We start from the raw sequence: 12,993 nt of genomic DNA on the forward strand, positions 1-12,993 counted from the left end.
AAACGTTTTAGCTGAAAAACTGGTATTTTTTAATTATTGATGATTGTGTAAAAAAATCCATATATTTTTTCATACTCTCTAAAATTTATCTATAAATAATACTTAATTGCGATTTTGACCTCCTTTTTTTTCCATTTTACCCCTCCTTCGAAGTGTGTAATAAACATTTCTTTGCAGATATAGTAATTGGTTAAGTTGGTTACTGTATATTAATTAGTGTTTATTTTTTTGGTAAGTTTTTGATCAGTTTAAAGAATTGAGCCTTCTTTAAACTTTATGATTGTAAGAGTTGGTTTTACCTAATAACTTATCGAGCCCGCGGAAAAAACCGCGGGCTAAAAAAATAAAACATTATATAAGAGTTGCAATGCAACTGTTGAAATAGAAAAAACAAAAAAAGAATATTAATCAAACTTTACTAACATGACAAAAACCAAACCACCGATTTTTTATTGTCCGATTCTCCGGAAGGAAAAGAGACAATTGAGATCTTTTTTCAAAGCGAGTTTTACTCCTTTATTTCAAAAAACAATTTCAGAATAAAACAATCTAACTAACCTAACCTTAAAAATTGAGAGATGAAAAAAAATATATTTTTATTTTTTCTTGCCCTTTTTGCGATCCTTTTCACGGGATGTCAAAATAATGAATCTGGTTTCGCTCCTTCAGATGATCCTACTGTAGTAGTATCAACAAAAGAGATTTATGGAGCACCAAGCCGAAAATTTGAAATCAAAGCTGCATTGGCAGATGATTTAGGATTAAAAAGTGTTGAAATCCAGATTCCGGAATTATCACTTGATAAAGTAATCACTTTTGCAACAGATCCTTTATTAAAAACATACGATCTGAGTTACTTTTTTGAAATTCCTGCAGACAGAGGAACTTCTGAAGCTTTCAAAATAAAACTTGTAATTACAGACGTTTCAGGAAATGTCGTAAATGAAGAAATCAATCTACGCTTAGACGGAGAATTTGCTGCACCTTCTATTACTATGGTTACACCAAAAGAAGGATCCGTAATATTATTGTCTACAAGTAACGAAATGCCTGTAAACTTTGTCGTGAATGATGATTCAGGTATCGACTATGTGCAAGTACAATGTGCTGCATTAGGAATCGATGAAACAGTTCAATTGACGGGTTCGCCACAATCGTATACTTTCAATAAAACATATACATTACCAGTAACTGCTGCTGATTATGTTTTAACGATTACAGCTAAAGATAAATTTGCTATTCCTAATACAGGTTCTTTAAATATAAATATTGTTGCAACAAACGAATATCCTGCAATCTATTTATGTGATCAGCCAAAAGGTACCAACCTTACTACTGATGCAGTGGGTGTTCCAATGTATTTCCATGAGAAAGACGGACAGGATTTTGAATTCAAATATTATGCTGATCAGGATAATAAAGAGATTTTCTTCTTAGGTCAGGAATCCGATTTTGCACCACACTGTTTTGGATTAAATCCAGCAGGAGGATTGGTAGACGATGTAAATTCAACTGCTATTATTTTGCCTACAAAAGGATATTACAAAATAAAAGTAAATCCAAATACTTTGAAATATACTGTTGAAAAATACACGCCTTCAAGCAAAGTTTGGGCTGATATTGCTAACGGTTTATGGCATGATGACGAAGCCTTAAGAAGACCTTTCGTGAGTGTATGCGGTGGTGGAATTAAAGATGCAAACTGGGATACATGGAATGCATGGGTGATGACAAGTTTACATTTAGCAAACAATTCTGCAAATCCTTATCAATTGGTTGGAGAATATACTTTGACAGGAACAATGGAAGCGACTTTTACAGGTCAGTGGTGGAGCCCATCTTGGAGATTGATCAAAAATGGTATCTGTACAATGTCACCGGGAGAAAATGGAAACGCTAAATATCCAGCTGCTCCGGGAGTTTATAAAGTAGTTCTTGATACCGAATTAGAAAGAATTTTTATTACAAAAAAATAAGTTGTTATGACTTTGTTGTAACATTTAATTAATAAAACAGCTTAATATGAAATTTAAATATATATGGTTTTTTATAGTCCTAATGTGCACTGCCGCATCCTTTGGACAAATAAAAGTAACAGGTACTGTTAAGGATAAGGCTGCCGTGCCGATTCCGGGTGTTAATATTATTGTGAAAGGAACTTCAGCAACTGCGGCAACTGATTTTGATGGAAACTTCGTAATTAATGTTCCAAACAAAAATGCTCAGCTTGAGTTTTCATTTGTTGGCTTTACTAATAAAACGGTTCCGGTTGGAGACAAAACAACTTTTGATGTTGTTTTGGAAGAATCAAGCCAGGCCTTAGATGAGATTGTAGTTGTTGGTTATGCTGCTGTTAAAAAGAGCGATGTAACGAGTTCTATTTCTTCTGTAAAAGGAAAAGAACTTCAGACAATGACGGTTGGTAACGTAACAGAATCACTTCAGGGTAAAGTGTCCGGAGTTCAGGTAACTGGTGTTGGTGGTCCCGGAGCGCAGCCAAGAGTATTGATTCGTGGTATTTCTACAGTGAACTTAAGCACAGATCCATTGTACGTTGTTGATGGTATCCCAATGGGAACAAGCATTAACTTCTTGAGCAATAACGAAATTGAATCGATGGAGGTTTTGAAAGATGCTTCTGCAAGTGCTATTTACGGTTCTCGTGCATCGAATGGTGTTATCCTTATTACTACTAAAAAAGGAAAAGTTGGTAAAACCAGATTCAATTTTGACATAAGTTCTGGTATGCAAATCATGAACAATCCTTATAATATGGCTGATGCCGAAGGATATGCTACTATTATGAATACAGCAAACAATAATTCTGGATATGCAGATTATTTGCCAAACCCTTCTCAATACAGAGGAAAAACTACAGATTGGTGGAAAGCAGGAATTAGAGGTGGTGCACCGGTTACAAACGCTTCTTTAGGAGTATCTGGAGGTTCTGAGAAACATACTTATGCAATTAGTTTGAACTATTATAATGCAGAATCAATTTATGAAGTAGGCGGATGGGAAAGAGTTACAATGAGAATTGCTAACGATTTTAAATTCTCTGACAAATTCTCCGCAGGAGTTACTTTAAATCCTCGTTACGAATCGTATGGTGGTCCGGGTAACTGGGCAGATTTTGATAAAATCGACCCAATTACACCAATCTACAAACCTGCTGATCAATTAACAGGTTTAGAAAATGAATACAGTATTTATGCGCGTTCTCCTTCATATGTTTGGAATCCGGTTGCAGCTGTAAAACGATATGATGATTTTACAGATCAGTACAATTTAAATACAAACGGTTATTTGCAATACGAACCAATCAAAGGTTTGGTAATTCGTACACAGGCTTCTATCGAGGTTGGTGATAAAGTAAGAAATAAATTCAGCCCAGATTTCATCATTGATGCTGCGCACGAAAAAGCAGAAATTAACAGTGTTGAAAAATGGAATACTACAAATGTTGACTGGACTTGGCAGAATACAATTACGTACTCTAAAACATTTGCAGAAAAACATAATGCGTCTTTAATGGTGGGTAACACTATGGAAGAATACAACGGAAATGATCTTTGGGGTTACGGAGAAGGGGTGCCAAACAATTCAGATGTAATGAGAGAGGTTAAAGCGGCAACTAAAAACCGTAATAGTAGTGGTAACAGCTGGTCTAGCTCTTTGATGTCTTATATTTCTCGTTTCTCTTATAATTATGATGGGAAATATTACTTCACAGGAACGTTTAGACGTGATGGTTCTTCTAAATTCATGACAAACAACAAATGGGCTAATTTCCCTTCGGCATCTGTTTCGTGGAGAATTTTGAATGAAGGTTTTATGGAATCTACAAAAGATGTTTTAAGTGATCTTAGATTCAGAGCAGGTTGGGGTAAAGTAGGTAACCAAGGTTTGCCAACAGCGGTTTATCAGTCTAATATCGGACAAGGATTTTATCCAATTGGAGATGTAATTACAGATACGGCTTTCCCATCTTCTATGGCAAATAAAGATATCAAATGGGAAACAGTTGAGGATATCTCTTTTGGACTTGATTTCGGATTATGGAAAAACAAACTTTCAGGATCTTTAGAATACTACCAAAAGAAAACTGAAGATATGTTGTTCTTAAAGCAATTCCCAACATACAGCGGATTCCCTAATTATTCTACAATCTGGACAAATGTTGGTTCTATGCAGTCAAGTGGTATCGATCTTTTGGTTTCTTATAAAGATAAAAAAGGTGATTTCTCTTATGGTGTTGATGTAACTTTTACAACAGTAAATGTTGAAATGCTTTCGCTTTCTTCTGCTGATGAAAAATTATATGGGGCAGGAAACAGAACACTTACTGTAAAAGGTGAAGAGCCAGGATATTTTTATGGATATGTTGCTGACGGTTTATTCCAAAATCAAACAGAATTAAATTCACATACAGATGAGCACGGAACAAAACTACAGCCTTATGCAAAAGTAGGTGATGTTCGTTTTAAAGATGTAAATGGTGACGGAAAATTAGATGACAAGGACAGAACTAAAATTGGTACTCCTTGGGCAGATTACAATATTGGTTTAAACTTCAATTTTGCTTACAAGAATTTTGATTTAGTAGCTAATTTCTATTCAAGTATTGGAAATGATATTGTAAACCAAAATATTTCAGATTTATATAATGGTGCAAGTTTGACAAACAAAGTAAGTGGTTTAGAAAACATGGCTTGGCATGGTGAAGGAACTTCTAATACTATTCCTCGTTTGTCTAAAGATGACAACAACGAAAACTTTACAAAATTCTCTTCTTTATATGTTGAAGACGGTTCTTTTGTACGTATGAAAAACTTACAAGTAGGTTATTCATTCTATAATAAATTCGGTTTAGATAAATTAAGAGTTTCATTATCTGGACAAAATTTATGGACTTGGACCAATTACACAGGAGTTGATCCTGAAGTTGGAGGAGGAGATCCTAATCAAGGAGACAGTGTTAAAGGATCAGGTTTTGGAGGATGGAATTATCCTGTACAGCCAACAATCTTGATGGGGCTTAATGTAGCATTTTAATAAAAAAGAACATGAAAAAAATAATAGTATCAATAATAACTTTTTCTCTATTAGCAGTTTCTTGCAGCGATTTTATTGAAAAAGACGAAAGAGGAACGCAGACTTTAGAAAACTATTTTCAAACGGCACAAGAAAGCGAAAACTATGTAAACGAGTTAACCCGCAGATTGTTGATTACCAACGACTGGTATACGATATTGGCACCTCGTTTAACTAATGAGACTGCTACTGATGATGCCTGGATGGGTAATACAGGACAAGATCCTGCAGCTTTTAGACCTTGTGCGCAGTACATCGTATCTTCAGACAATATGGGTTCTATGAACAGTATTTATACAGCACATTATTATACGATTCAGTCGGCTAATATTGGTTTGGAAAAAATGGCTGGATCGCCGCTTTCTGATTCTCAGAAAGACCAATATATGGGGGAATCATTATTTGTTCGTGCGTATTGTTATTACGAGTTGGTTAACCTTTTTGGAGCTGTTCCTTTGTACACAAATGTACTTGGTACTGCCGATTTGAAATTGGAGCGCAGCCCGGTTGCTGACGTGTACAAGCAAATTGAAACTGACCTTAAAGATTCGGCTGCTAAATTGGAAAATATTCCGGTGAACAGACAAGGTAGAGTTAACAAATGGGCGGCTTATGCCTTATTGGCACGTGTATCTTTGTTTCAGGAAAAATGGGCTGAAGCTAAACTTTATTCTAACAAAGTAATTACAGAAGGTCCTTATGCACTTGAAACTGATTTCTTGAAAATCTGGGACGTAAACAACCATAATGGTGTAGAATCTATTCTTGAAGCACAATCTTCTACAGTTCAGGATAAAAGTTTAGGATCTATGTTGCCTACTTTCTCTGGAGCTAGAGGTGAAGACAAGAAAAACTTTCCAAGTAATGATGCTGCAGATGTTATTGACGGTTGGGGATGGTGTATGCCAACTAGTGATTTAGAGAATGCATATCTTTCTGAAAATGACGTAATCCGTCGTAGAAGTACAATTACGAAATGGGGTGAAGCGGCTTATGGTGATGAGGTTTTAAATCCAACACATAAATTCAGTTTAAATGATAATAAATCTGGACGTATTTGTCGTAAATATTATATTCCAATTGCAACGCGTCGTGCTTTAGACAAAAAAGACGGACACTTGCCATTAAATGTGCCATTGATTCGTTTGGCTGAAATGTATCTTACAAGAGCAGAGGCTAGTTACCATGTTGGAGGTGATGCGTTGGGAGATATTAATATCATCAGAGCACGTGTAAAATTAGATCCTAAAACAGGTTTATCAGGACCAACTTTATTGAAACAAATTTACAAAGAGCGTCGTTTAGAATTGGCTTTCGAAGGATTGCGTTTGTATGATATTCGTCGTGAAAAAGATCCAACTACAGGAAGACCGGTTATCGAATCTTTATTGGGACCAAACGGAACTTTTGTTCAGTACAACCTGAATTCTACAGATCCGTATGAAACTACAAACCTGAGAGAAGCACAAGATAAAGGAATCAACTTTAATCCTGCAAAACACTTATTATGGCCAATTCCACAATTAGAAATTGACTTAAGTGGTGGTTTGATTACACAAAATCCTAATTATTAAGATGAAGTTTTCTAATCATAATAAAGTAAGTCTGCTGTTTGCAGGCTTACTTTTCGCAAGCACCATTTTTGTAAGCTGCGATGCTGAAAAATCTGAAAATTCTGGTTCAGAAAGTAATATTGCTGAGTTGAATGTCAATTTGGATATGAACCTTCAGACAATGGAAAGTTTTGGAGCTTCTGATGCCTGGCAATGTAATTTTATTGGAAAAAATTGGCCAGCTGATAAAAGAAACAAATTGGCTGATTTATTGTTCAGTAAAGAATTTGATGCTGACGGAAACCCAAAAGGAATCGGATTATCGTTATGGCGATTTAATATTGGAGCCGGAAGTGCTGAACAAGGAGATGCAAGTGATATTACAGATGAATGGAGACGTTCAGAGTGTTTTACTACAGACGGTGTAAGCTACAACATGAACAAACAAGCGGGTCAGGTTTGGTTTATGAAAGCGGCAAGAGAACGTGGCGTCGAAAAATTATTGGCTTTCGCCAACAGCGCACCGGTATATTTGACACAAAACGGAAAAGCACACGCAAGCATTAAAGAATTTTACAATCTGAAAGAAGGAAAAATGCCGGAACTGGCAGATTTCTGGGCTACTTCATTAGATAAATTAAAAACAGAACACGGATTAACAATCGATTATGTAAGTCCGTTCAACGAACCGCAATACGAGTGGGACGGTTCTGGACAGGAAGGTTCTCCTGCAACGAATGCGAATATTTACAGTTTTGTAAATGTTCTATCTCCAAAATTAGAATCAAAAGGGCTTGCAGCTCAGATTGTAGTAGGAGAGGGCGGAGCTTATGAACCTTTGTATAAAACAGTTGTGGGTAAAGAAAGCAGATCCAATCAAATCGATTATTTCTTTGCCACAAATTCTGCTAAAAAAATTACAGGTTTAAGCAATGTAAAGAAAACAATTTCAGGACACAGTTACTGGCAGGCTTGGCCACTTAGCGAAATGATTTCGTCAAGACAAGCAGCAGCTTCGAGAATCCAATCAGTTGGAGGAGTTAGTTTATGGTCTTCAGAATATTGTGTTTTAGAAAGTCCGGGTACTGCTGAACTTCCGGGAGGTGCTGGAGCAGGAAGAGATTTAGGAATGTCATTGGCACTTTGGACAGCGCGTATCATCAACACCGATATTGCAATTGGAGGTGTTACTTCATGGCAATGGTGGACAGCAATTAGCCGTGGTGATTACAAAGATGGTTTGATTCACGTAGATGATGGTGCAAGCAACGGAGCAGGAAATGCTGATTATTGCAAAAATGACGGATACATAAGAGATTCGAAAACATTATGGGCTTTAGGAAACTATTCACTTTTCGTAAAACCGGGAATGGTTCGAGTTCAGATTCCAACAATCGACAATGCAACTGCAGTTAATGATGTAATGGTTACGGCTTACAAAGATGCAGCGACTAAAAAGCTTGTTATCGTTGCGGTAAATATTAGCAAATCGGCGAAAGCCTATAAATTGAATCTTGCAGGTGGAGCTTTAGCAGATAATAAATTCACGCCTTATACAACTTCAGAAACATCAAATCTGAAAAAAGGAGCTGCTGTAGATGCTGCCAATTTGCAAATTCCTGCAAAGTCTGTTGTGACTTTTGTTGGAACATATAATTAAGGTTCATAGGGACAAAGTTACAAAGAGACAAAGGTTTTACCACAATCTTGTCATCTCAAGGAACGAGAGATCACACACGAAACTCGACAAAGATTGGAGATTTACTTTGTGGAATTTCGAGTGTGATTCCTCCTCTGTCGGAATGACAAAAGTTTGAGGATAATTGAATTAAAAAGAATTAAATGAAAAAAGTATATATCTCACTTTTTCTGGTAATGAGTTCGCTGTCATTTGCACAGCGAACGGCCATTATCAGTACAGATAACGTAGTACAAACCATGGATGGTTTTGGAGGTTCTGATGCATGGAGAACTCAATTTGTTGGGAAAAATTGGCCGGAGCAAAAGAAGAATGCGATTGCCGATTTACTTTTTAGCAAAGAAATTGATGCGCAGGGAAATCCAAAAGGAATTGGGCTTTCGATCTGGAGATTCAATTTGGGAGCTGGAAGTACGGAACAAGGCGAAAACAGTAAGGTTTCTGATGAATGGAGAAGAAGCGAATGTTTCCTGAATGCTGACGGAACTTACGATTTCTCAAAACAAGAAGGACAAAGATGGTTTTTGCAAGCCGCAAAAAAACGTGGAGTAGAGAAATTTTTAATCTTTACCAATAGTCCGCCGGTTTTTATGACAAACAACGGATTATCTTTTTCTTCTCAAAAGAATAAACTGAATCTAAAAGATGGTGCAATTCCAAAATTTGCCGATTTCTTAGTTCAAAGTATTCAAGGATTGGAGAAAAAAGAAGGGATAAAATTCGACTATGTAAGTCCGCTGAACGAACCGCAATGGGAATGGATGCCAAAACATGGCGATACCAATAGTCAGGAAGGAACTCCGGCAACCAATCAGGAAATTTTTGAAGTAACAAAAGCCCTTTCAGAAAAACTGAAAGCAAACAAAATGAGTACGGAAATTGTAATTGCAGAAGCCGCTCAGATTGATTATTTATATGAAAATGTAAATGCCGAAAATCGTGATAATCAAATTGATTATTTCTTCGGAAAAACAAAAACAAACATTTCGAAACTTCCAAATGTAAAAAACGTGATTCTTGGACATAGTTATTTTACAACCTGGCCAATTGAAAGACAGGTTTTGAGCAGAAAACTTATTGCTGCAGAAATCAAAAAGAATCCGGGTTTAAAATATTGGCAGTCTGAATATTGCATTTTAGAAAATCCGGGAGAAAATGAAATTCCGGGTGGTTCTGGTGGTGGAAGAGATTTAGGAATGCAGACTGCTTTGTTTGTTGCGCGCCTGATTCATAATGATATTGCTGTTGCAAATGCCGCTTCATGGCAATGGTGGACTTCTATTACTCGTGTTGATTATAAAGACGGTTTAATCTATTTGGATGACGGAAAAAGCAACGGCGGAACAGAGCCAAATTATGTTAGAAATGACGGCGAATTTCACGATTCAAAATTACTTTGGGCTTTAGGAAATTATTCGCTTTTTGTACGTCCGGGAATGCTGAGAGTTGACGTTCCAAATCAAAATGAATTGGATGCTGCTAATGATGTAATGCTTACAGCTTACAAAGATGTTCAGAACAAAAAACTGATTGTAGTTGCAGTAAACTGTGGAAAATCAGCTCAAAAATACAAGTTCAATTTATCAAAAGGAACTTTAAAAAATAATGAATTCACACCTTACATAACTTCTGAAACTTCGAATTTAAAAAGAAGCAATGTTCAGAAAATTGATGATCTGGAAATTCCGGCAAGGTCAGTTGTGACGTTTGTAGGAGAGATGCTTTAGTGTTCAGTCTCAGTTTTCAGTCTCAGTTTTCAGTCTCAGTCTCAGTCTCAGTGGACAGTTAATCAGACTGAAAACTGAGACTAAAAACCGCGACTGAGACTGAAAACTGAGACTGAGACTGAGACTGAGAACTGCGACTAAAAACCGCGACTAAAAAAACTTGAAATAAAAAATTAACTAAAAATAAAAATATAGTGTTATCTAAAAAGACCTTACTCCCTGTTTTACTCTTTTCATGTTTGTCTGCAAGCAGTCAGATATCGTTTGGAGATTCGAAGAAAATTAATGACAACTGGAAGTTCAATCTTCAGGAAACTCCAGATGCAAAAAACACAAGTTTTGACGACAGTAAATGGCAATTGGTAAATGTGCCGCATGACTGGAGTGTAAAAGGACAATTGAGTCCAACATTGGCAAGTTGTACGGGTTATTTACCGGGCGGAATTGCATGGTACAGAAAATCAATAAATGTTCCGCAAAGCAAATCAGGAGAAAAAGTGTATTTGTATTTTGAAGGCGTTTACAACAGAAGCGAAGTTTTTATCAACGGACATTCATTAGGAAAACGTCCAAACGGATATATTTCTTTTGCTTATGATGCTACAGAATTTATAAAATACGGTGGAGAAAACACGATTTCTGTACGAGTTGATCACAGCCAAAGTGCCGATTCAAGATGGTACACCGGTTCGGGAATTTATAGAAATGCATGGATCGTTTATGCAAATCCGGTTCATATTGCACAATGGGGCGTTTATGCGTATCCGGAAGTGAAAAAAGGAGCGGGAACCTTAAATGTTGAAGTAGATGTTGAAAATGGTTCGGCTGCAAAATCATCGGTTACGGTAATTAATGAACTACTTTCTAAAGATGGAAAATCGGTTGCTAAATCTTCTTCTAAAGTAGATGTTGCTGCGAAGCAAACTGGAAAAGTTTCCGTTAAACTGAATGTTAAAAATCCGCAATTGTGGGATTTAGACAATCCAAATTTATATCAGCTTAAAACAACCGTTTTAAAAGACGGAAAAGAGATTGATAAAACGGTTACTCAAACTGGTTTCAGAAACTTCACATTCGATCCAAACAATGGTTTTGCCCTTAACGGAAAATGGATGAAAATGAAAGGAGTTTGTTTGCACCATGATGCAGGAGTTTTAGGATCTGCGGTTCCAAGAGAAGTTTGGAAAACAAGATTGAAAACATTGAAAGAAATCGGTGTAAATGCGATCCGTACAAGTCATAATCCACAAGCTCCTGATTTCTATGAACTTTGTGACGAATTAGGATTATTAGTTTTAAACGAAGCATACGACGAATGGGAATTCCCAAAACGTAAATGGATGACAGGATGGAACGTAGGTATTCCTGAATTCCAAGGTTCATATGATATTTTTGCTGATTGGGCAGAAAAAGATTTAGAAGATTTTGTACGTCGTGATAGAAACCATCTTTCCGTATTTGGATGGAGTATTGGTAACGAAGTAGATTATCCAAATGATCCGTATTCGCATCCGGTTTTAGACAATGGAAAAGACGGTTTTGGACAAGCTGCTTATGGCGGATACAAAAAAGATGCACCAGATGCAATGCGTCTAGGAGCAATTGCAAAACGTTTGGTTGCTGCCGTTAAAAAATACGACAAATCTCGTCCAACGACAGCTGGTTTAGCTGGTGTTGCAATGTCGAATGAAACCGAATATCCAGGTGCTTTAGACATAACGGGATACAATTACACGGAAAGCAAATACAAATCTGATCATGAGAAATATCCAAAAAGAGTAATTTACGGAAGTGAGAATGTTCACGATATGGAACCTTGGTTGGCTGTAAAAAACAACAAATATATTTTTGGTCAATTTTTATGGACAGGTATCGATTATCTTGGAGAATCTGGAAGTTGGCCTTCAAGAGGATTTTACTCAGGGTTAGTAGATTTTGCTGGCGTAATCAAACCTCGTGGTTATTTCCGTCAGTCTTTATGGTCAGATAAACCAATGGCTTATTTAGGAACTTATCCATTGAAAAATGATAAAGATATTTCTAAAGATGCATGGGCAATCTGGAATTACGAAGCGGGACAAAAAATCCGTGTAGTTTGTTATACCAATGCTGCAAAAGCGCGTTTGGAATTAAACGGAAAAGTTGTTGGCGAAACTAAATTATATGACGAAAAAACCGGAATTATCTATTGGGATATTCCTTTTGCTTCAGGAAAACTGGAAGCAGTTGGTTTAGATAAAAACGATAAAGAAGTGAGCCGTTATGCAATCAATTCTACACAACAACCTGTTGAATTGACAATTGCTGAAAAAGACATTACAATCAGCAAAGACAAAGGCGTGGCTAAAATTATGGTTCAGGTTAAAGATCAAAATGGTCTTCCGGTAATGCTTTCAGACAATGAAGTTACTTGTACCATCACAGGTCCGGGAGTTTTATTAGGTCTTGAAGCAGGAAACAACAGCGACATGACAGATTATACAGATAATGTGCAAAGAGTATTCCACGGACATATTGCAGCTTATATTCAGGCAACTGGAGAAGCGCAACCAATTAAAGTTACTTTTACAAGTCAATGGTTGAAACCTGTTGAAATTACGATTAACGTAAAATAATTTAAGATTTTTCAAACCCGACAGGTTTTTAAAACCTGTCGGATTTAATTTAGAATGTGAAACGATTGGTTTTCGTAAAGCATTAAATTAATCTTAAGTCCCGGAGGGACGATATATTTATAGATAATCGAATCTCAACGTATAAAACCCCATCGGGGTGATATTTTAAAGGGGGCAACAAAACTATTTATGTCGCTCCGCTGGAGCTTAGTTTACCTCACTAATATTACAGCTATAAATATTACACACCTATGGAGCTTTATTAGGAAAATGAAGTTGTTTCTTTAAAATAAAAAATTAATTAG

General features: G+C 36.5%; 6 protein-coding genes. All 6 read left to right on the plus strand.

All coding sequences use genetic code 11. The features are described from left to right. The first annotated feature begins 578 nt into the window (after window positions 1–578). On the plus strand, window positions 579–1,976 hold the full coding sequence (locus BD847_RS15325; protein ID WP_115889138.1) for a hypothetical protein: 1,398 nt from the start codon (window positions 579–581) through the stop codon (window positions 1,974–1,976). 46 nt (window positions 1,977–2,022) lie between these two features. Next, window positions 2,023–5,055 carry a SusC/RagA family TonB-linked outer membrane protein gene (locus BD847_RS15330; RefSeq protein WP_115889139.1) on the plus strand — a complete coding sequence of 1,011 codons (3,033 nt, stop codon included), beginning with the start codon at window positions 2,023–2,025 and terminating at the stop codon, window positions 5,053–5,055. A gap of 11 nt (window positions 5,056–5,066) precedes the next feature. Beyond that, complete coding sequence (locus BD847_RS15335; protein WP_115889140.1) at window positions 5,067–6,668, plus strand: RagB/SusD family nutrient uptake outer membrane protein; 1,602 nt, start codon at window positions 5,067–5,069, stop codon at window positions 6,666–6,668. Window position 6,669: 1 nt separating this feature from the next. Continuing rightward, on the plus strand, window positions 6,670–8,307 hold the full coding sequence (locus BD847_RS15340) for a glycoside hydrolase (protein WP_115889141.1): 1,638 nt from the start codon (window positions 6,670–6,672) through the stop codon (window positions 8,305–8,307). A gap of 182 nt (window positions 8,308–8,489) precedes the next feature. Beyond that, complete coding sequence (locus tag BD847_RS15345) at window positions 8,490–10,073, plus strand: glycoside hydrolase (RefSeq protein WP_115889142.1); 1,584 nt, start codon at window positions 8,490–8,492, stop codon at window positions 10,071–10,073. A gap of 194 nt (window positions 10,074–10,267) precedes the next feature. Next, window positions 10,268–12,688 (plus strand): sugar-binding domain-containing protein, encoded by a 2,421-nt coding sequence (locus tag BD847_RS15350; protein WP_115889143.1) that lies wholly within the window; start codon window positions 10,268–10,270, stop codon window positions 12,686–12,688. The last annotated feature ends 305 nt before the right edge of the window (window positions 12,689–12,993 follow it).

The sequence above is a fragment of the Flavobacterium cutihirudinis genome, from assembly GCF_003385895.1.
In the GTDB taxonomy this organism is placed as follows: domain Bacteria; phylum Bacteroidota; class Bacteroidia; order Flavobacteriales; family Flavobacteriaceae; genus Flavobacterium; species Flavobacterium cutihirudinis.